At 51.9% G+C, this 18408-nt stretch carries 25 protein-coding genes and 1 tRNA gene; 3 read left to right on the forward strand and 23 right to left on the reverse strand.

Annotated elements, in window-relative coordinates; all coding sequences use genetic code 11:
* Positions 1–256: 256 nt before the first annotated feature.
* Both BQ5383_RS01605 and BQ5383_RS01610 read left to right on the forward strand, forming a co-directional pair.
* A complete protein-coding gene (locus BQ5383_RS01605; RefSeq protein ID WP_071429066.1) occupies positions 257–967 on the forward strand; it encodes a winged helix-turn-helix domain-containing protein in 711 nt (236 codons plus the stop codon).
* 228 nt (positions 968–1195) lie between these two features.
* Positions 1196–1271 (forward strand) — tRNA-Ala (locus BQ5383_RS01610).
* A gap of 54 nt (positions 1272–1325) precedes the next feature.
* On the opposite strand, the gene BQ5383_RS01615 is transcribed toward BQ5383_RS01610, so the two are convergent.
* From BQ5383_RS01615 to BQ5383_RS01670, 11 genes are all read right to left on the reverse strand, one after another.
* Positions 1326–2948, reverse strand: a complete 1623-nt coding sequence (locus BQ5383_RS01615; RefSeq protein ID WP_015574134.1) for a recombinase family protein — start codon at positions 2946–2948, stop codon at positions 1326–1328.
* Between the two features lie 72 nt (positions 2949–3020).
* Positions 3021–3239, reverse strand: coding sequence for a hypothetical protein (locus BQ5383_RS01620; protein WP_015574135.1), 219 nt, complete (start codon positions 3237–3239; stop codon positions 3021–3023).
* A 452-nt stretch (positions 3240–3691) separates the two neighbouring features.
* Positions 3692–4111 carry a sigma-70 family RNA polymerase sigma factor gene (locus BQ5383_RS01630; RefSeq protein WP_015574136.1) on the reverse strand — a complete coding sequence of 140 codons (420 nt, stop codon included), beginning with the start codon at positions 4109–4111 and terminating at the stop codon, positions 3692–3694.
* 401 nt (positions 4112–4512) lie between these two features.
* Positions 4513–4701, reverse strand: a complete 189-nt coding sequence (locus BQ5383_RS01635) for a cysteine-rich KTR domain-containing protein (protein WP_117508171.1) — start codon at positions 4699–4701, stop codon at positions 4513–4515.
* 10 nt (positions 4702–4711) lie between these two features.
* Complete coding sequence (locus BQ5383_RS01640; protein ID WP_015574138.1) at positions 4712–5497, reverse strand: ABC transporter permease subunit; 786 nt, start codon at positions 5495–5497, stop codon at positions 4712–4714.
* 12 nt (positions 5498–5509) lie between these two features.
* The gene (locus BQ5383_RS01645) at positions 5510–6301 is read right to left on the reverse strand and encodes an ABC transporter permease subunit (protein ID WP_015544018.1); all 792 of its coding nucleotides are present in this window, start codon (positions 6299–6301) and stop codon (positions 5510–5512) included.
* Between the two features lie 9 nt (positions 6302–6310).
* A complete protein-coding gene (locus tag BQ5383_RS01650) occupies positions 6311–7198 on the reverse strand; it encodes an ABC transporter ATP-binding protein (protein ID WP_015574139.1) in 888 nt (295 codons plus the stop codon).
* Complete coding sequence (locus tag BQ5383_RS01655) at positions 7195–7800, reverse strand: TetR/AcrR family transcriptional regulator (protein ID WP_071429068.1); 606 nt, start codon at positions 7798–7800, stop codon at positions 7195–7197. Before BQ5383_RS01655 ends, BQ5383_RS01650 begins: the two co-directional genes overlap by 4 nt.
* A gap of 245 nt (positions 7801–8045) precedes the next feature.
* Positions 8046–9410 carry a relaxase/mobilization nuclease domain-containing protein gene (locus tag BQ5383_RS01660; RefSeq protein WP_071429069.1) on the reverse strand — a complete coding sequence of 455 codons (1365 nt, stop codon included), beginning with the start codon at positions 9408–9410 and terminating at the stop codon, positions 8046–8048.
* Between the two features lie 142 nt (positions 9411–9552).
* A complete protein-coding gene (locus BQ5383_RS01665) occupies positions 9553–9840 on the reverse strand; it encodes a CD1845 family protein (protein ID WP_015544968.1) in 288 nt (95 codons plus the stop codon).
* A 118-nt stretch (positions 9841–9958) separates the two neighbouring features.
* On the reverse strand, positions 9959–10420 hold the full coding sequence (locus tag BQ5383_RS01670; protein ID WP_015574141.1) for an SLOG family protein: 462 nt from the start codon (positions 10418–10420) through the stop codon (positions 9959–9961).
* A gap of 119 nt (positions 10421–10539) precedes the next feature.
* Between BQ5383_RS01670 and BQ5383_RS01675 the strand changes: the two genes are divergently transcribed.
* The gene (locus tag BQ5383_RS01675) at positions 10540–10749 is read left to right on the forward strand and encodes a helix-turn-helix domain-containing protein (protein ID WP_015544970.1); all 210 of its coding nucleotides are present in this window, start codon (positions 10540–10542) and stop codon (positions 10747–10749) included.
* A 40-nt stretch (positions 10750–10789) separates the two neighbouring features.
* Here the strand turns inward: BQ5383_RS01675 and BQ5383_RS01680 are convergent, their stop codons facing one another.
* The 12 genes from BQ5383_RS01680 to BQ5383_RS01730 all read right to left on the reverse strand — a co-directional run bounded on the left by BQ5383_RS01680 (position 10790) and on the right by BQ5383_RS01730 (position 18361).
* The gene (locus tag BQ5383_RS01680) at positions 10790–11134 is read right to left on the reverse strand and encodes a plasmid mobilization protein (RefSeq protein ID WP_071429070.1); all 345 of its coding nucleotides are present in this window, start codon (positions 11132–11134) and stop codon (positions 10790–10792) included.
* A complete protein-coding gene (locus BQ5383_RS01685; RefSeq protein WP_015544971.1) occupies positions 11131–11310 on the reverse strand; it encodes a DUF4316 domain-containing protein in 180 nt (59 codons plus the stop codon). Before BQ5383_RS01685 ends, BQ5383_RS01680 begins: the two co-directional genes overlap by 4 nt.
* A gap of 10 nt (positions 11311–11320) precedes the next feature.
* Positions 11321–11671, reverse strand: coding sequence for a hypothetical protein (locus BQ5383_RS01690; protein ID WP_071429071.1), 351 nt, complete (start codon positions 11669–11671; stop codon positions 11321–11323).
* Positions 11672–11804: 133 nt separating this feature from the next.
* Positions 11805–12158, reverse strand: coding sequence for a cysteine-rich VLP domain-containing protein (locus BQ5383_RS01695; RefSeq protein ID WP_015544972.1), 354 nt, complete (start codon positions 12156–12158; stop codon positions 11805–11807).
* Positions 12155–12892, reverse strand: a complete 738-nt coding sequence (locus BQ5383_RS01700; protein ID WP_015574142.1) for a DUF4366 domain-containing protein — start codon at positions 12890–12892, stop codon at positions 12155–12157. Before BQ5383_RS01700 ends, BQ5383_RS01695 begins: the two co-directional genes overlap by 4 nt.
* Complete coding sequence (locus BQ5383_RS01705) at positions 12889–13137, reverse strand: DUF4315 family protein (RefSeq protein WP_015574143.1); 249 nt, start codon at positions 13135–13137, stop codon at positions 12889–12891. The genes BQ5383_RS01700 and BQ5383_RS01705 overlap by 4 nt, the downstream gene beginning before the upstream one ends.
* 124 nt (positions 13138–13261) lie before the next feature.
* Positions 13262–14128, reverse strand: coding sequence for a VirB6/TrbL-like conjugal transfer protein, CD1112 family (locus tag BQ5383_RS01710; protein ID WP_015574146.1), 867 nt, complete (start codon positions 14126–14128; stop codon positions 13262–13264).
* Positions 14129–14139: 11 nt separating this feature from the next.
* Positions 14140–14205 carry a Maff2 family mobile element protein gene (locus BQ5383_RS19820; protein ID WP_076944444.1) on the reverse strand — a complete coding sequence of 22 codons (66 nt, stop codon included), beginning with the start codon at positions 14203–14205 and terminating at the stop codon, positions 14140–14142.
* Positions 14206–14309: 104 nt separating this feature from the next.
* The gene (locus BQ5383_RS01715) at positions 14310–15974 is read right to left on the reverse strand and encodes a recombinase family protein (protein WP_071429072.1); all 1665 of its coding nucleotides are present in this window, start codon (positions 15972–15974) and stop codon (positions 14310–14312) included.
* Between the two features lie 6 nt (positions 15975–15980).
* Entirely contained in the window at positions 15981–16178 is a 198-nt protein-coding gene (locus tag BQ5383_RS01720) for a hypothetical protein (protein ID WP_015536493.1), read from the reverse strand.
* Between the two features lie 241 nt (positions 16179–16419).
* The gene (locus tag BQ5383_RS01725; protein WP_071429073.1) at positions 16420–17757 is read right to left on the reverse strand and encodes a virulence-associated E family protein; all 1338 of its coding nucleotides are present in this window, start codon (positions 17755–17757) and stop codon (positions 16420–16422) included.
* Positions 17726–18361 carry a CHC2 zinc finger domain-containing protein gene (locus BQ5383_RS01730; RefSeq protein WP_071429074.1) on the reverse strand — a complete coding sequence of 212 codons (636 nt, stop codon included), beginning with the start codon at positions 18359–18361 and terminating at the stop codon, positions 17726–17728. The genes BQ5383_RS01725 and BQ5383_RS01730 overlap by 32 nt, the downstream gene beginning before the upstream one ends.
* Positions 18362–18408: the final 47 nt, after the last annotated feature.

Raw genomic sequence — 18408 nt, forward strand, 5'->3', positions numbered from 1 at the left:
AGCAAAATATTTCAAATTATAAATTACAAATTGTAACCAAAAAGACTTATAAAACCAGAACGACACAAAAATAAAGCTTTAAATATCTTTTTTTGATGTAAAATTAAAATTATGTGAAAAATGCCATCAAAAGTTCAAAAATGGCAAATATCATTTTCATCACAAAACGGAAGGAGCACTTGCTTTTGATGGTAAATTACCGATAATAGGTAATAAAGGCCACTATTCCCCAACTGAGAATAAAGGAGCAGGCAAGATGCAAAACAAGCAGTTGGAATTGCTGAGAAAAGAAGATCAGATCCGCAAACTGTTGATTACCAGCTTACGGCGAGAAAATTTTGAAACTCTGGACGCGATTCACTTGGATGAGATGCCTTCTCAGGAGCAGCAGGTGCTTCTGCTTTCCATCTCCACCATGCTCATTGAGGAAGATGAATTGAGAGAAAACCGTATGGAGGTGGAATATTATACCAGCCCCGTTTTGATGCTGCGGATGCTGGATCACCTCAGCCAAGAAGAACATCCTCACCTCTTTGAGAAACTATGCTGCTACGCAAAGCCTATTTTATTGGCGGTCCGCTTGAGTTCAGGCGGGCCCGGAAGTCAAATGCCGGAAAACATTCCTGATATGCACTTTGGCCCCCTGACTATCCAACACCGCCAGCGCCAGTGTATTCTGGCGGGTAAAGCCATAGATCTCACTCGCAAGGAGTTGGATCTTCTTACATATATGGCCTATTACCGGAATCTGCCTCTGACCCGGGCACAGCTGCTGGATGTGGTCTGGGGCAAAGAGCTGGGGGGCAGCCGGGATATCCGCACGGTAGATACCCATGTCAAACGCCTGCGGAAAAAACTGGGACCATGCGGCCGGTGGGTCGCTACCGTCCGGGGCGTGGGATATTGCTTCCGTTGGCAGGATCAGCCGCTTCTGGGGGAGGATCCCAGGTTGGCTGAATTGATATAAGAAACAATTTCCCACATACCCAGGAAAACTCGCCGGAAATTTTTTTGAAAAAAATCGAAAAAAGGTATTGACTTTCCATGTCAGGTGGGCTATAATAACGAAGCGCTCTCCGGTAAGGGGCTGCGCGAAAAGAATACGGGGGTGTAGCTCACTTGGGAGCCCGGTTGAAGCGGTAAACAACCCCCGTACAGGGAACATAAAAATTAAACATCACAATCTCTCTTATCTGGGGGTATAGCTCAGCTGGGAGAGCGCTTGAATGGCATTCAAGAGGTCAGCGGTTCGATCCCGCTTATCTCCACCATCACCAAGAGATTGTGAACGAAAACCTCACTTCTTCGGAAGTGGGGTTTTTGCTTTATGCAGCGATGGCAACGATGTCCATGCCCATGCTGAACTGCTCAAAGTCAATGTTAAAGTCGATATGCAACTTGTAGTCCCGGTAGACCTCCACCCGCTTGATAAGGCAGTTGACGATCATTTTCTTTGCCTCCATGCTGGCGGTGTCGTACATATCAGCCCAAGAGATAATGTCATCGTATTGGGCGTTCAAGTGTTCCAGCACAGCCTGTCCTTCGTCATAGGCCAGTTGCGCCGCCTCAAGCTGCTGCTGAACTTCGAGACATTTTGTCTCACAGTCAGAAATCAGAGAGCCGAGCAAGTCCTGCGAAAAAGCACTTTCGCCGCGCAGGGATTTAATGACCTCGGCCTTCAGCATATTCAGCTCGGCAGATACTTTTGTATGTTCGGCCCGGATGCTGCGGAGCAGCGCTTTCCGTTCCTCCATCTTTTCTTTGTATCGGATATTGACGATCTCACTTTTGGGGACAGCTTTCATACGCTCAAAGATCTGTCGCACCACCTTATCAATGATGCCGTCAAGGGTATGTGCCGTGTACCCGGTCTGACCGTCACATTCCGTTTGCTTGCGGGTTTTGCCGTAGCAGATATACCGTACACGCTTTACAATGCGGTTTGGATCGTCCTTGCAGGGATAAGCCTTGCCGTTTGTGGTGAGTGAGAGCCGGGAGCCACAATGACCACAAAACACATTCCCGGCCAGCAGGGACTGGCCTCGGGTGTTGAGAGGAACACGGCGCTCCTGTTCGGCAGAATTGGCACGGGAAGTGCGGATATGCTGTGCGGCCTCAAAGAGTTCCGGCGGGATAATCTGCAAGTGCAGCAGCACTTGGGATCGGCTATCGCCGCTGCGGAGTACGCCGGTATAGGTGAGGTTGCAGATGATACCCCGGATGCTGGCGTGGTGCCACATCTTACCCGACCTTGCCCGATACCCGAGCTTATTCAGATAGGTGGCGATCCGCTGGGCTCCGTAGCCCTCATGCACATACTTGTCAAAGATAATCCGCACCACAGCGGCCTCGGCCTCGTTGACAACCAGCTCATAAACCTCATGCTTTCGCTTGTTGAAGCGGCCACTTTTTACGAGATCGTAGCCGTAGGGAGCAAGCCCGCCTTTGAAACCGCCGTCCTCGACAAGCTGGCCGAGGGCGGTTTTTGTGCGGATAGAAGTCTTTTCGCTTTCACCGTCAGCTTGCCAGAAGCGGATATAGTTGGTGAGTTTGTCGGTGTGGGTATCAAAACGCTGCTCACCCTCTTGGGTACTCCATACCCGGATGCCGTTCTTGACAAACCATTCCACCACAAAGGGCGTTTCGTCAGCGATACGCCCGATGCGGTCAAACATGAACACCAGCAGAATATCGAACTTGCCCTGCTTGGCCCGTTCTTTGATGATTTGGAGTTTGTCGCGGTTTTCGGCCCGTACCTTGTGGCCGGATACGCCGTCCTCCTGTTCTTCGTGAACAATCGTCCAGCCCATCTTTTCACAGAAGCGGTGGCACTCTCTGCGCTGCATGGGGATGTCGGCTTGGCTTTTATCGTCATAGTCCACTTGCTTGTCGGTGGACACTCTATACAAACAGTCAACGCGAGTTCCGATAAGAATGTTATTTTCCATATTGATCCGTCCTTTCATTTGTCATAAGGGCAAACCAAAAGAGCGAATCAATACGCGGGAGATATGAACTTTTCAAGGTACATAGGGGCTACCCCCACTATTATTATCGCTCCGATTGGGGTGGATTGCAAGGATGTCGCCGTGGGTATGCTTGGCGGCATTGTTGGCAAAAGAGGATAGCAAAATCTGTTTCACATGGCCGAGGGCCGTTGTGTTTCTGCTATCGGCAAAGGTAGCGGATATTTGATAACCGTCAATGGCGAAAGTGGTTAATTCTCTTGTGCGCTCCATAGATGACCTCCTTCACAAATGGCGTAGAACTGATTGATCCCCGTTGTCTGTTGGGGAAACACGAAAAGGCGGCACCCGCGATTGGGTGTCGCCCTTTTGCCTTTCTCCACATTGGGACAATTTGTCTCGAAGTTAGAATAAGGAGCGCCGCGCTCATTTTCTTGGCCCGTCATAAGACAGCTATACTCGGCGCGACGCTCCTTGCTGGGGTGGTGCGGCAGCTCCGGGGGACAGGCTGCCAGCCTGTCCACTCGCGGATCGTGGCCGTGGGGTGGCAAGTCCCCACTTGCGGCGTTGGTGTGGATCGCTCGTCCTCCGTGTTGGAGAAGTCCTGGCGCACCCGCCGCCCGGCTCCTCGCACTATGCCCGGAGCCGCCGCTATTCAGTTGTGGAGAGGATCAACTCCTCTCATATACCAAGGACATTTGGAAGATGTTTTTTAACCCCCTACATCAAACATTTTGCAAATATTTTTTCATGGACTTCAAACCCTGCTGGATAGATTTATGTACGGCGGCCACGCTTACGCCATCGGCCTCGGCAACCTCAGTCATGCTCTTGCCTTCAATGATACAGGCATCAATGCGAAGCCCCTGCGTTTCGGGCAAAGTGTTCAGCGCGTTCCACAGATCGCAGAAACGCTCCATGCGCTCCAGCAGCTCCTGCGGGGTCGGCTCGGAAAGGCAGGCAGAGTATTCGATCCCATCATCACAGTCGAGGGAATACTGTGCCTTATTGCGGATTATCCGCCGCTGGTAGGCAGCCTCATACAGCTTGTCGGCCCGCAGCTCGGCGGCCACTTCATCGGAAACTTCGATATATTCATCATGGGTGTGCCAAGAGTAAAAGTCCTTCAGATTGATAGTAGTCATTATATTTTCCTCCGTTCAGATTTTTGTTGTGGGTGGACGATCTGAACGGGGGATGGCGGGGATCGGCAGCCGGGGCCGCCCCTGCCTACCTCGGGACAACTTGTCCCAAGGTGGGTATAGAAAAACGCGCTCGCATGGCGTGATGCCACACAAGCGCGTGAAATGACATTATTCTTAATGTACTGGCAAATTTCGCGTCCAATGCCGGACTTGCCCGGAGGGGGAGCTACGCTTTTTTTAGCTGGTGAAGATCATGCGTACTATGAAAAAGCAAAATGAACACGACGATCCCTCCTCGGAAACCGCCGTGTTCCTCATAAAGTCGTCGTATAACGCGGCGGCTTTAATTGACAGCCGCCGAAAACAAAAGAGCCGATAATCCGCGCCTGAGGGCTAACGGGTTATCGGCTCTGCGTCTGTGCGTCTGGCTCTGTGATAACTAAAATCTTAAATTTTTCTACGCTGATTAAAGTTTCTTGTTTGCATTTAGGACAAAACAAAGGAAAGTTTTTCAGCTCAGTATCTAACCGCAGCTTGATACGAGTTTTACTGTTACAGACAGGACATAGCAGCCACTCGAAGCTATCCATATCGTTCATTTCAAATTTCCCTGAGCGTCCAAACTTTTTGAGCTGTGATAACAGAACCAATCGCAATTATCATAGCCAATAGGAAGAACGAAAACTGTATTCCACTTATTGCCACTGTGTAAACATCGAAGAATTTTAATGGCGTTAAGCAGTACAGCATTGGAGCTTCAAGATATTCGGCGGTGATGCTGATGCCATAAAAGAGCAATAATATTCCCGCGCCTATCCGAACAGCCCCTTTATAGGTTCTCGTCAGGCTGGAGGCCAGAAGCGTGATTGCAAACAAAGTCAACCCTGTCAAAAACAGGCCCAATGTGGTGGTAAAAGCAGCGTTTCTTTGCTCTAAACCGCCTAGCGGTAAAATGGCGGTAAAATAATTACATAACCCGCTGAATACCGCAAGTGCAAGCAAATTACATACACAGGCAACTGCTTTGGCACAGACAACCTTGTTGCGACCCACTGGTTTTGTAAATAGATATTCTGCCGTTCCCTGCGCCTGTTCTTTCGCTACACACGAAACACCGAGATAGACCGCATAGCTGTTGGTTAGCATCGTGACCCAATAATACATACAGCCATACCAGCCCAAAGCAGAAGTCAGATCACCGCTCACACCAAACATAGCTTTCAGAATTTTCGGAAAATTCGATATTAGCCCTGTCAGCTCATTGAGGCTTTCCTTTAGTGACAAATACTCAAAGTAAGCGAAGCCACACAAAATCAAGACAATTCCCATCCAGATCAGCAGTAGTTTTCTTGTTAAGCGCAGCTCGTTTTTCACTAACGCCTTCATTCGTTTCCTCCTTTACACAGCCAACGCAATATCCCGCTTCAAGATTTTCCAGTATGCCAGCAGCGCAAACCCAAACAGCAGGAGCAGATACCAGAGCATATAGTCCCATGAATAAGTTCCAGCATTGTGGATTTCCGCTGGACTGAAAAAAGAAAACGGCGATAAAAAGCCGATTGCCCGGATATTGACAGTCCTCGAAAAAGAAGTGATACAATATTCCACAAACACAACCAATCCGGCTGTCAGAAGTGGGGAACGATTATTGGGGTGAAATATTCCAACCATCAGTCCCAATAGTGCAAAAAAGAGGGAGATGAGAATAAACGAACCTGCCACCAAGAAAAATTCCCCGATGGGAAATCCGAAACGGAACAGAGTCATCGTTAGAAATGAAGTCGCCAGATAAAAAATCCCTGTTACACATATTCCGGCAAGCGCACATAGCAGCTTTCCCATATAAATCTGTTTCCGTCCACAAGGCTTTGTGTATAAGTATTCAGCCGTATTTCCCGTACACTCTTCTGTATGTAACGACAGCCCCAAGTGCATCCCGAAAATCCCCCCTGCAACCATAAAAAAGCCTGTGAGGAACGAGTACATACCAAGTGGCTCCATCAATAGCTCCAGAGAAATACCAACCGTTTCAAAAAAGCCTCCCTGTGTAAATTCCACAGGCAAAGTTTCCACCGTTTCAATCATGCCATAATACACTGGCGTCATGGAGAAGATACAGACCGCAAGAGTTGCGGCCCAAATCAGAATATATTTTCGTTTTCGTTTCCATTCAAATCGAAAAATCAACATAACGACCTCCTATTCGTAGTAGTGGAGGAATACTTCTTCCAATGACGGTTCCTCAATTAAAATATCCTCCAGCTCCAGCCGATGAAGCTGGTTCATAATCATCATAACTGGTCCGCTGAACATAAAGGATACAGAAGTCTTGCTCTTGTCCCACTCTAAATTAGCCGTACCGGGAACAGAAAAGAAATCCTCTGGAATGGCGCTTTTTGCTGTCAGCGAGATTTTCTTGTATCCGTTTTCCCGCAGTTCCTTCATGGATTGAACACTGATCAGCTTCCCCTCCCGCAGAATGGCTACACGGTCACAAAGTCTTTGCACCTCACTCAAAACGTGGGAGGACAGAAAAATGGTCACACCTCGTTTGTTTTCTTCTTTCAGAATATCATAGAAAGCCTGCTGGATGAGCGGGTCAAGGCCACTGGTAGGCTCGTCCATAATCAGCAACTTCGGAGAGGGTAACAGAGCCGACACAATGCCAACTTTTTTCTTGTTCCCTAAAGACAAATCGCCAATTCGCCTGGATAAGTCTAAATTCAACCGCTCCGCTAATTCTTCCATCCGGCTGTGGGCATTCACACCATAGAGTTCTGCTGTGTAGAAAAGCATTTCTTTTACTTTCATATTGTTGTAGTAACAGTTTTCGCTGGGAAGATACCCCACATCCTTTGCGATACGGGCGGGCTCCCGACTACAATCTAACCCAAAGATAGAGGCTCCTCCGTTGGAGGGTTTCAGCAGGCCCATTAGAGTACGGATTGTGGTAGATTTTCCTGCTCCATTGGGGCCAATAAAGCCGAAAACCTCGCCTTGTTCAACAGTAAAGCTAATGTTTTCAATTCCTCGATGTTTTCCATAGCTTTTTGTAAGTTCGTTTAGGACAATTACCGGCTTGCTCATGGCAAATATTCCTCCTTGTAAAAGTTGTGTTTCAACATATCTAGGATGTTTCGAAACTCTTTCATCATGCTGTCATAATCCACTCCACTTTCCAACTGAACGGACATACCCTTTGCAAGCATCATAAGCATCTGAAACACTAATTCTGCATCCTCCGGGTGTCTGAATTTTTTATAATCCCGCTCATGCAGAACAAGCGATGCGATATATTTTTCATTTGCTTCTGAAAATATGGCACTTTTCAATTCAGGCGTTGGTTCCACTGCCACACTTGCAATAAACGACGCAATATGCGGGTGCTTTTTTAAGATTTCCACTTTCATAACGCTGGCTTCCCATACACGGTCAAAGAAATCCGTAGTTTCCTCCAATGCACTCGTGTTATAGGCTTGCTTCATTTGGGCAGCGCAGTAATCAAATAAATACTGGTAAAGTGTCTGCTTATTTCCAAAATACTGGAATATAGACGCCTTTGAGATACCTGCCGCTACCGCAATATTATTGATTGACGTTTTTTCATATCCATGTCTTGCGAAACAGGCAAGCGCCGCATTACGGATTGTTGCCTGTTTCTCCTGTGAAAGCGCTAAAAATTTTTCCATTACTATTCTGCTCCTTCAAATAACCGAATCGGTTATTTGTATACAGTGTAACATAAATAACCGAATCGGTCAAGACGTTTTGCGCTATTTTGAGAGGAGCGCACAAATGGCAAGCAGGGCAAGTGTAGCCACACTTGCTATTTTTGCATCCCGTGGGGGCTGCAAAAACGCTTGTTGGGGAGCCTCCCCAAACCCGGCACTTTGGGACAAGTTGTCCCGAAGTCTGTTGTCTGCGTCACCGTTGCTTATCGCTCCTGTTCCTTATTTTTGCGCTCGTCCGACAGGCCGAGCAGATGATCGATATTCGCCTTGACCGCCACGGCCTCCCGCATTTCCTGCTGGGCCGCCCGGTACTCGGCATAGAGGGCTTTTTTTCGCGCTGCAAGTTTGCGGCGTTTTTCTTTTAGCGCGTCCATCTTCGGGAGCTTTTCACCGTCCAGCAGCTCATTGAGTGCCGCCTTCGCTGCCCGGTAGTCGGCCAGCTCCGGGCCATGCTCGGCCAGATATTTCTTGCTGTACCGGGCCGCCTTGTACCCCTCGAACACAGGCCGGGACTTGGCGTACTGCACCACAGCCTCCATCAGCGCGGAGGTTTTGGCGAGGTCAGCCTCGGTCTGACGCAGTTCCCCGGCCAGCGCATGAAACCGCTGGGCCGTTCCGTCAGCTTGCGCAGCGAGCTGGTCATACTCGGTGAGCTGGTGCTCCTGCAAAAACATGAGGGCTGCTGCCATCTGTTTGAGGTTATACACCTTGGCCCACCGTTCATAGGCCGGGCCTTTGCCGGAGCGCAGACGCTCCTGTATATCCACAATGAGATTGACACGCCTGGGCGTGGGAGCCGCCGCATCGTGGATATGCGGGACGGGTCGTTTCCCGGCAATCACGGCTCGAATGTTCTCGGGATCGTAACCTTCCCCAAGGGTGGATGCCCGGAGCCGCGTTGCCCGTTCCTGTCCGGGAACAAGGAACGAGATCACACCGCCGCGCCCATGCTTGACCGCATACCCGGACTCCGCCATGAGCCGCAGAAAGTCGGCAAAATCGGCGGGGCCTTTTGCGAGAGCATCGTTGATGGCAAGGCGCAGCCTTTCTTTATAAGAGGGCTGGCGCTCGGCTCCCAGCCATGCCCCATAGTGAAGAAAGCGGCCCTTGCTATGTAGCTTGGGATTGAGGATCACGGACAGGTCATTTTCCAGACACACCCGATCCGAGAGCCGCCGCACAGCGCGGGCCGAGCCGATGAAATCCCGGAACTTCCGGGTACAATCCAGCGAAGTAGAATTGTAGTAAATATGGTTATGGATATGCTGGCGGTCTGTGTGGGTGGCAACGAAAAAGGCGTACTTGCCCTTCGTCCAGCGCATCGCCGTTTCGTAGCCGATGCGATTGGCCTCCTCCGGGGTAATCTCTCCGGGCTTGAACGCCTGCCGGATCTGATAGCACAGCACATCGGCATCCCGGCGCTGCTCCCGGCCCGTGACAGCCCGGTACTTTGCCTTGCTTAACAGGAACTCCGCATCGGCGGTCATGTGGTCGCAGGCATAGGAAGAAATCAACTCGCCACCCTGCGTCTTATCCGGGTTTTGTCCGTATTCAAACCGATCCTTCAGCGATTGCGCGATAGTTTCTCCCTTGCTGATTTTGTGCTTTTTGAGATAGGTCGTTGCCGTAGGCAGCCCTCCTTCCTGTAAGAAAAACGGCGGCTGTGTTCAGCCGCCGTCATGCTACCTTGGGACAAATTGTCCCGAAGTATCAGCCTGTGATGAAGCCCCGCAGAGCAAAGTTGAGATTGTGCAGCTTATCCACCAGCCACTCCGCGATGGCCGGGATGCCATAGGGAGAGATCAGAAACGCAAGGACAAGGAACACGATCCCGCCCAGCGTCTGGCCGCTGATGAACAGGGCCACGGCAAGCAGGGTCAGCACCACACAGGCCACAACGAAAACCGCAGTTGCCATACAGAACAGAAAAGACACCACGGCGGCCAGAACGGTGAGCACCACCACAAAGGGGGCGGCAAGGATTTTCAGAACGATCATAAGCGGCTACCTCCTGTAAAAGTTGATGGGTTTCCTCCTACCAATATTATAACTCCGCCCATATAAGCAAACAAGGATGTCGATGGCCGGGCTACTTTGGGACAAAATGTCCCAAGGATTATATCTCAATGATGCGAATTTCCTTTTCGTTTGCCTGTGCAAAACGAATGGTGTAAAAAGTGCCGCCCGTGGATCTCCCGTCATAAACGGCAATTACCCGATCCGAGGAAAGTACCATGTAGCGGTTGCGTTCATGGTAGCATTGGCGATTGGATTTTTCAGACTGAACATACACGCGATCACAACAAGCAAGCAATTCTTGAAACAAGGGAGATTTAGCATTGATACGGTTTCGATATGGGAGCGCGGCCTCCAACTGCAAACAGCTATTTTGTTTCTTTTCCGCTGCAACTATGGCGGCAAAAGTGAGATCAACACCATCGGCAAACCCGGAGATAAAACGGGTATATCCCGCTGCAATCGCAGCCAGCACTTCTTTCCGTAGTGCTTCTTCCACATACTGCTCCTTGCCGACTGGCACATCACGATGGCCTGTTACACAACAAGTTTTCTCTCCCATTATCCAAACCTCTTTTCTGAAATTGCCCCGCCTTGGTATGGGCAATATTGCCTATCACGCTTTAGGTCAATTATAGGCAATAATGTTTATATAAGCAAGCGTGAAAGGAGGTAGGCCGGATGATCTCATACGCCCCATTGTGGGAAACTATGAAGCGCAAAAATGCAACCACATACACTTTGCAGGTCAAAGGGGAGATCAGTAGCTCCACGGTGCGTAGGCTGAAAGCGAATGAATCCGTTTCTACCAACACGCTGGATGCCCTTTGCAGAATACTTGATTGTGAGCTTGACGACATAATCGCATATTTGCCCGATGAAACAGAATAATGCGGGGAGCAAGGTATAAACCTGTGCTCCCCGCGTTTTGTTATAGCTCCACCACCTCCGACAGCTTTTTAATCAGAACGGACAGCGGCCCCCACAGGTCTGCATAGTCCTTTTGCAGCGCAGCGATCTCCGAGGGGTAGATGCCGTAGGTATTGGCATGGATCGCCACTTGGTTGAGGTTGTTTGCACACCGCCGCTGCAAGGACACCAGCTCCCGCACATCCGCAAGATCAACATGGAGCACATACCCATTGAGGGCCATTTTCCGCATATATGCTCCCATATTTTGAATACCCGCCTCGGCCATGCGCTCATAGATCAGCTCCTGCTCCTCGGGCGTTACCATGACATTGAGATGGTCGCAGCGACGGCGCTTTTTCGTCAACGCTCCTCGCGCTCCCTGCTGCGGCGTTTGGGCGGGATCTCCCGCACCTTATCCAGCGGCTTTTCCTCGGGCGGGAGCACCGGGGCCGGGCCGTTGTTCAGAATACCGTCGATCATATTATAGTTCTGCTCGGTGGTGAGTTCCGCGCTTTTCAGCGGGTCATACTTTTCGGGCATAGCGATCCTCCTATCTGTCGCCCCTGTCGGGGGTAGTCTTTTTCGGGGCAGCGCGGCCCCGGTCAGCCTCGGCCAGCTTTGCGGCCTCTTTCATCTGCTGGGCAATCGTGCGGGGCTTGACCTCCTGCACCTTATACATCCGCTTGTAGTCGGTGGCTCGATCCTTGAAATCCTTTTGAGCCGATGCCTCGTCTGCGTGGTAATGGCCCCAATAATAATCCCGCCGCCCGTTCTCTTCGGCAAACTGCCATGTGACAAAGGGAGCCGGGACTTTGGGGTTTCCATGCTCCGCGATGGCAAATCCCCGTTTGTTGTCAAAGAGAACGGACTCGCGGATCACATATCCGGCGTTTTTCTCCACGGTACACCTCCTTCAAAAAGTGGAAAGTATTTTGCGAAAACAGGGGTGGGGTATGAAATGATACACCCCACCCCACAAGCGGCCCCGAAAAGCCTTGATACAGGCGGTTTTTTCGGGCCTAATTTTCCACGGGTCAGCGCCTTGTTTTACGCATATAATCCCGCTTCTGTTTTCGCAGGGCAGTAGCGGAACAGGCCGCAGAGCAATACCGTGTCCGGCCATCCGGGAGGAAAGGTCGCCCACAGATCGGGCAGGGCCGCGTTTCCGGGACCGGGCCTTCGGCGGTCAGCGCCGCCTCCAGCACCGGATCATTGGGCAGAACGGCATCCCGGAAGTAGCGGCAGTAGGCTCCCGTCCAGCATTTCCCCAGCATATAACAGGGGCCGTCCAGCGGTAAGCACCCATACTCCCGATCATAGTTCGCACACAGGGAAAACACCAGCTTGCGGATCGCCCTCTTTTCCTCGCGGGTCAGTTCCCGGCTCATACCTCGTCCTCGTCCCAAGGGGGCGTATCGTCCTCGAGATCGTCAAAGGCATCCAGCTCGTCCCCGTAGTCCTCCTCAACCGCTTCTGTGGCCCGCTGCTGCTTGGGGCGGTAAACCTTGAAATACCAGCCAGCACCGCCGCCCACGGCGGCAATCGCCAAAATGAGCAGGATCGTACCCATATTGCCGTCTGTGTCCTCGGGCTGCTCCGGCTCGGGATCGTCCACAGGCTCGGTGTCCTCCACCGGCTCGGGCTCCACGCCCACGCACTCGGTCATGTTGGTGGCGCATACGGGGCAATCGGTGTTGATGGCCCCGGCCATGCACTTATCCGTACAGGCACAGGCGGGGACTTCCATCCCGGCGGCTTCCATAGCAGCCAGCAGATCGGCCTCGTCCACAATGCTGAAAAAGTATGTTTCGTACTGTTCGCCGTCCTCGTCCACGGGCTTATCGTAGTCAATGACGATATAGAATGTATTGCCGCCGCTGGTCTGGACGGTGATAAACTGCTTGTTGGTGTGCTCGTCATAGAGCAGATCGCGGGTGACAAGGTTGCCCTCGTCAGAAAAGCCTACCCCCGGCTCGGTGGTGGGGGTAGGCTCCTCCAGCCCTTCCCACTGGTCGGTAGGCTCGATGTACTCGTCACCGCCCCCGGCATGGGCCGTCACGGTAAAGCCGCACATGAACACGGCCACGCAGAGCGTCAGTAAAAGAACACGCAGCTTTTTCATTCCGCAGCCACCTCCTCGGACTTCGGGACATTTTGTCCCAAGGTTTTCCCGGCCCGGAGCTGCTGGAGCACCAGCGGCAGCTCCGCGAGAGGGATGCTCATGCCGCGCACGATGTCCACGATCTCGCTGTTTTCAGCCTCCACCTTGCGCTGTTCCAGTTCTTTCAGTTTGGTCTGCTGTTCCGCGATTTTGGCCTTGACCTTTTCGATCTCGGCTTCGATTTTCGCGCTTTTCGTAGTTGCCATACTTCGGGACAATTTGTCCCGAAATCCGCCCGCTCCGTTGCGCCTCCTCTCCCCACAAAGTCTGCCGACTTTGCGGGGTACCCCTTGTTTTCCAAAGTGGTTTTGTTCATGGCGTTGTCCTTTCTTAATGCGCGCCGAATATGCTCTTTGCCACCGAGCCAGTTTTGAACAGGGTGAAGCACAGCAGCACCGTATAGCCGATGCAGCTCCAGATCGCCCCGATGGGATCGCCGCTAGTGGCAATACCCTGTACCAGCACCGCATAGATGGCCACGCACACAAGGATCAGCAGACCTTGGAAACCGACAGCAAACAGGGACTTGATATAGTTCTGGCCCATACTGCCAATTTCACGGTTGGAGAGCGTAGCCACGGGTATGGGGGCCAAGCTGGTGAGCAGATATATTTCAATCATGCGCCCATAGACGATGACGAAAATAATAATGTTCAGCGCAAGCATGGTAATGTGAATGAGGAACGACTGGAGCCACAGACCCAGCAGGGGGCCGACTTCCATCGCCTCCAAGGTAGCCTCCAGATTATCCAGCATGGACGCGCTGATGTCGGTGGAGCCGCGCACCAGCCCTGCGGCGTTGGCAATCACGCTCTGGGACATATCAAATACCGCCATGACGATATTGAATGTATTGGAGAGAATGAGAATAGCCGCCGCCGTTTTGAAAATCCACTTGAAGAAAATCCAGTAGTCCAGATCGTGTAGGTTGTTCTTTTCGATAATGAGCTGGATCAGCTCATAGGTGGCAACAAAGGTTAAAATCAGACCGGCAATCGGCAGTATCACCGTTTCAGAAAGCTGCCGTATGAGGGAAAAGACCCCGGCGTTCCAAGCCGCCGGGGTCGTCCCTACTTGCACCGCAATCTCTCCGACACGGGTATTGACCGTATCAAAAAGGCCCGTGAGGTTGCCCATGATACCCTCAATCAGCAGCCCTTTTATCCAGTCTGTAAGCCAGTCGGTGAGAAATCCCATAAGCTAAACCCTTAAAACAGGGAGGACAGCAGGGGGATCAGAGTGGTGCCGAGCACGATGATGCCGCCGCCAGCCATGAGCTGTTTTATCCCTGATTAGGAGTAAAACTCTGCTCGATGGCGGGCGGCGGCGTGTCAAAAAATATATGGAATTGTTTTAGAACCGCCCCGGCGGGAACAGGTCAGCCCTTGACCTGTTCCACCTCCGGGATGGGTTTGAGATTGAAGTGAATTTCGATAGAAATGTGTCGTGTCTTATCGCTGTCGATGTGTTCATGGACAACGATTTCTTTAATCAGGCGGTTTAAGGTGGCTGCGTCCAGCTCCGTGATGTCGGCATATTCCTGAATGGCGTCCACCCATTGTTTGGCGTCCATCGCCAGCCGCATTTCATCAGCCAGCTTCTTGCGCCCCTGTGCAACCCGTTCTTTCAGTTCAGCCTGTTCCTTCTGCGTCTTGTCAAGCATGAGATTGAAGTTGGCTTCGCTGATCCGCCCGGCAACCATATCCTCATAGAGCCGCAACACCATCTTTTCCAGAACCTCGATCCGTTCCTCGTCTTTTGTCAGGGAACGCTCCAACGCTTCCCGCTGGCCTTTCTGTTCGGCTTCGCAGGTGTTGGTCAGCTTCCCGGCAATGGCTTCCCCATCGGTCAGGGCGGCCTTGGCGCACTCCCGAATTTTGTTCAAGACAAGGTGGTAAAGGGTGTCGTACTCTACCCGGTGCTGGGAACAGTGGTTCTTGCCGAACGCCCCATAGGTCTTACAGGCATAAATCTGCTGCGGGTGCTTGGCGTGGGTGGTGCGGATGGTCAGTGACTTGCCGCACTCGCCGCACTTGATAAGCCCGGCAAACAGGCTGGTTTCCCCGTCCTGACGGGGGCGCTGGCGGGATTTCAGCTTGTCCTGCACGATGGCAAAACTTTTGCTGTCAATCAACGGTTCGTGCCGTTCCTCCACCACGATCCAGTCCTGTGGCTTCTTCTCGCCAATGGTGCCGATTTTGAAGCGGTAGTCTTTCTTTTGGGAAGCTATCGCCCCGGTATAAACGGGATTCATCAGGATGTCCTTTATCACGGAGAAGTCCCACATATACCGCCCGTTTTCCGGGTCTTTCTTTTCCCATTTGGTGCGAACATTGCGGAAGCCCCGTTCTCGGTTCCACCATGTAGGGCAAGGCACCCTTTGTTCTTCCAGTCTGCGCCGGATGAAGTTTGGGCCGTGTCCTTCCAGCGCCCAAAGGAAGATTTGCCGGACAATGGGGGCGGTTTCCTCGTCCACCAGCAGGTGGTTTTTGTCCTCCGGGTCTTTCCGATACCCAAAGGGAGCCACACAGCCGGTAAACTGGCCTTGCTGGGCTTTCAGAAGATACGAGGAATGTACCTTCTTGGAAATATCCTTGCTGTACATCTCGTTCAGGATGTTCTTGAACGGCGCAATGTCGTTGTTGTCCCGCATGGTGTCGATACCGTCATTCATGGCGATATAGCGGACGCCGTGACGAGGGAAGAAGTCCTCGATCAGTGTGCCGGTCTGCAAGTAATTTCGGCCCAACCTCGATAAATCTTTCGTTATCACAAGATTTATCTGCCTGCGCTCGATGGCCTTTAACATCCGTTTCAGGTCGGGGCGCTCCATGTTCAGCCCCGTGTAGCCATCGTCCTGATAGACTGCCACAACCTCCCATCCCTGCTTTTCGCAGTAGCTTTCCAGCATATCCCGCTGGTTGGCAATACTGGCGCTCTCCCCGTCAAGGTCATCGTCTTTGGAAAGCCTGCAATAGATGGCCGCCCGGAAGCTGCCCGCCAGAATTGCGTCCATGCCTGTGTATTCGTATCCGTTCATCATAACCGTTTACCCGCACAATCCAGACGGAACACGGTTCTTCTGAACCTCGTCTTTATTATATCCCAAATCTTGTGTTTTCGCAAGATTTTCCTTGCCGGTATTCTGCCCATATTTTTGGGCAATCAGGCTCACAAAGACATCCGCTGCGTCCAGCTCGCCGTCAAAAACTGTGGTAACATGAATCTCTGTTTTCGTTTTTGCCATAGGCAGTTATCCTCCATAATAGAATAGCCAGACAAGGAGAAGGTCGGCAACGAAGTCCGGCAACGGGCTTCAAAAAACCTCAAAACCATCTCTGTCTGGCGGTTTGGTTACAATTTATATTTTCTTTTATTTTTCTGTTGCTTTGGTTGCTGATAGGGGAAAAAGCCCGCAGTTACGGGGCTTTTCCCGGCAACCAGCCCGGCAACGGGAGTGCAACAAAGTCGGCAACGGGGTGGGATTTTCAGAAAGAAAGTTCCATCTGCTCTGTGACCTCCACAAATCCCTCCGGGATTTTTTCGGCTCCGTTGCTGGTATCCGTTGCCGGGGTTTCACGCTCCCAGCCCTTTTGCCTGCCGTATTCCGGGAACATCCGGGGATTGGAAAAGTAGTGCCAGCCTGTGACACAATGGTTCATAATGTCGTTGACCTCCCGGATTTCCCATTGTTTCGGCTCGTCAAAGGGATGGTTCAGAGCTTCCCGGAAAAGCTGCTTGGAACACACCATGCTGCCGGTGTAGCGGTCAAGGTAGGCTTGGATCATCCCGGCCTTGGTGTCCTCCGGCATGAAATCCCGCTGGTGTTCTTTGAGATAGCGTACCATTTCGGGGCTGAAAGACAGCTTAAAATCTCCGCTGCGGTAAATGGTCATGGCTTCCGCCCATAGCTGCTCCATGTAGGCTCTGGAAGCGGCTTCATCGTCCAAAATATGAACTTCCGCCTGTTCCGGGTACACCATGACCGGCAAGAAGCGCCGGTTGCCGGAACGGTCAAGGGGCAGGAAGTCCAGGGCGTTGGAAGTTCCTCCGAACACGCATTGCCGCAGCCTGTCCTCCGGGTGGGTTTCGTATGGGATTTTATAGACCTCCTTCTGTCGGCTCAAAAAAGACTTGATTTCCTCAATGCTCTTGGCGTTTGCGGTGGCGATCATCTCCGACATCTCAATAATCCAGTGGCCTTGCAGCTTGCGGTACACATTGTCATCGTCCAGCTTGCGAAGGTCATCGGAAAACCACTCGTCTTTTACAGCCAGCAGCCGGAAAAAGGTGGATTTTCCGGCTCCCTGACCGCCCACCAGACAGAGCATGATTTCAAATTTGCAGCCGGGATGAAATGCCCGGTGGATGGCTCCCAGCAGAAACAGCCGCAGGGCTTCATAGGTGTACTGGTCGCTGTCGGCTCCTAAAAAGTGGTGCAGGCAGGTACGGATACGCTCGGTTCCGTCCCATGAAAGGCCGTTCAGATAGTCCCGGATGGGGTGATAGCCGTTTTCATTGGCAACGATCCCGATGGCGGCGGCAATCTTCTTTTCGCTGGTCAACCCGTATGTTTCTTCCAGATACAGGAGCAGATAGTTCATATCCGTGTCTGTGATGGCAGTGCCGGTACGGTGGTAGCCGATGGGCTTGATGATGTCGGTTCGCTCGGTCAGCAGATTTTTTGCGATTGCCCCGGAAAGCAGCGGGTCATTCTGAAAGACGGTCAGGCAGTTGCGGATACTGTTGCGGACGCCGCCTTTCTCGGTGCTTTCCAGCATGGCTTTGACTTCCTCAACGCTCCGGGGCGGCGGTGCTTCTTGCATGGTCTGTTCTGCGGCTTGCCGTATCTCCGGCGGTAAGCTCTGCCATTCGTCTTTCAAGATTGTTCACTTCCTTTCCACAGTCGATGATAAGGGCTGCCCGTTCCTCCATATCCGGAGAGAGCAGAACATCCAGCAGATAGTCCACATAGTCCTGCTTTTGCAGGGCTTCCACAAACAGCGGGTGGAAATCCTCGTCTGGCGTCTTGGGGGCATAGTCCCGTTTCCAGCAGCGCAGCAGGTTTCGGTAATCGCACAGCACCCGGAAGCAGTAACGCTCCATACGGCGAAACCGCTGTTCCGGGGTTTCCTGCGGTGCTTTCCTGTGGCTGGGCGGCTCCTTGTCCTCATAGGGGATGGAAAACTCCTGTGCCAGCATAAGGGCGGCTTCCTTGGGGCTGACAGCTTCCAGACGGGAAACAAAGTCGATCACATCCCCGTCTGCCTGACAGCCGAAACAGTGAAAGCGCCGGTCAACTTTCATACTTGGGTTTTTGTCGGCATGAAAGGGACAGACGCACATCCCGTTCCGTCCCACCCGGATTCCGAAATGCTCGGCAGCCTGCCGGGTGGTAACAGACTGCTTGACAGCTTCAAATACATTCAACTAAATCCTCCTGAAAATAAGAAAAGCGCCTGTCATTCTCGAAAAGA

The sequence above is a fragment of the Angelakisella massiliensis genome, assembly GCF_900104675.1.
Classification (GTDB): Bacteria; Bacillota; Clostridia; order Oscillospirales; family Ruminococcaceae; genus Angelakisella; species Angelakisella massiliensis.

Bases quoted from the DNA above. Each gene is read 5' to 3' on its own strand.
- BQ5383_RS01710 (WP_015574146.1), bottom strand. From the start codon at position 14,128: ATGGGATTTCTCACCGACTGGCTTACAGACTGGATAAAAGGGCTGCTG.
- BQ5383_RS01650 (WP_015574139.1), bottom strand. From the start codon at position 7,198: ATGAGCAAGCCGGTAATTGTCCTAAACGAACTTACAAAAAGCTATGGA.
- BQ5383_RS01620 (WP_015574135.1), bottom strand. From the start codon at position 3,239: ATGGAGCGCACAAGAGAATTAACCACTTTCGCCATTGACGGTTATCAA.
- BQ5383_RS01670 (WP_015574141.1), bottom strand. From the start codon at position 10,420: ATGGGAGAGAAAACTTGTTGTGTAACAGGCCATCGTGATGTGCCAGTC.
- BQ5383_RS01665 (WP_015544968.1), bottom strand. From the start codon at position 9,840: ATGATCGTTCTGAAAATCCTTGCCGCCCCCTTTGTGGTGGTGCTCACC.
- BQ5383_RS01715 (WP_071429072.1), bottom strand. From the start codon at position 15,974: ATGATGAACGGATACGAATACACAGGCATGGACGCAATTCTGGCGGGC.
- BQ5383_RS01705 (WP_015574143.1), bottom strand. From the start codon at position 13,137: ATGGCAACTACGAAAAGCGCGAAAATCGAAGCCGAGATCGAAAAGGTC.
- BQ5383_RS01615 (WP_015574134.1), bottom strand. From the start codon at position 2,948: ATGGAAAATAACATTCTTATCGGAACTCGCGTTGACTGTTTGTATAGA.
- BQ5383_RS01685 (WP_015544971.1), bottom strand. From the start codon at position 11,310: ATGCCCGAAAAGTATGACCCGCTGAAAAGCGCGGAACTCACCACCGAG.
- BQ5383_RS01630 (WP_015574136.1), bottom strand. From the start codon at position 4,111: ATGACTACTATCAATCTGAAGGACTTTTACTCTTGGCACACCCATGAT.
- BQ5383_RS01695 (WP_015544972.1), bottom strand. From the start codon at position 12,158: ATGAGCCGGGAACTGACCCGCGAGGAAAAGAGGGCGATCCGCAAGCTG.
- BQ5383_RS01720 (WP_015536493.1), bottom strand. From the start codon at position 16,178: ATGGCAAAAACGAAAACAGAGATTCATGTTACCACAGTTTTTGACGGC.
- BQ5383_RS01700 (WP_015574142.1), bottom strand. From the start codon at position 12,892: ATGAAAAAGCTGCGTGTTCTTTTACTGACGCTCTGCGTGGCCGTGTTC.
- BQ5383_RS01640 (WP_015574138.1), bottom strand. From the start codon at position 5,497: ATGAAGGCGTTAGTGAAAAACGAGCTGCGCTTAACAAGAAAACTACTG.
- BQ5383_RS01645 (WP_015544018.1), bottom strand. From the start codon at position 6,301: ATGTTGATTTTTCGATTTGAATGGAAACGAAAACGAAAATATATTCTG.
- BQ5383_RS01675 (WP_015544970.1), top strand. From the start codon at position 10,540: ATGATCTCATACGCCCCATTGTGGGAAACTATGAAGCGCAAAAATGCA.
- BQ5383_RS01635 (WP_117508171.1), bottom strand. From the start codon at position 4,701: ATGGATAGCTTCGAGTGGCTGCTATGTCCTGTCTGTAACAGTAAAACT.
- BQ5383_RS01605 (WP_071429066.1), top strand. From the start codon at position 257: ATGCAAAACAAGCAGTTGGAATTGCTGAGAAAAGAAGATCAGATCCGC.
- BQ5383_RS01655 (WP_071429068.1), bottom strand. From the start codon at position 7,800: ATGGAAAAATTTTTAGCGCTTTCACAGGAGAAACAGGCAACAATCCGT.
- BQ5383_RS01725 (WP_071429073.1), bottom strand. From the start codon at position 17,757: ATGCAAGAAGCACCGCCGCCCCGGAGCGTTGAGGAAGTCAAAGCCATG.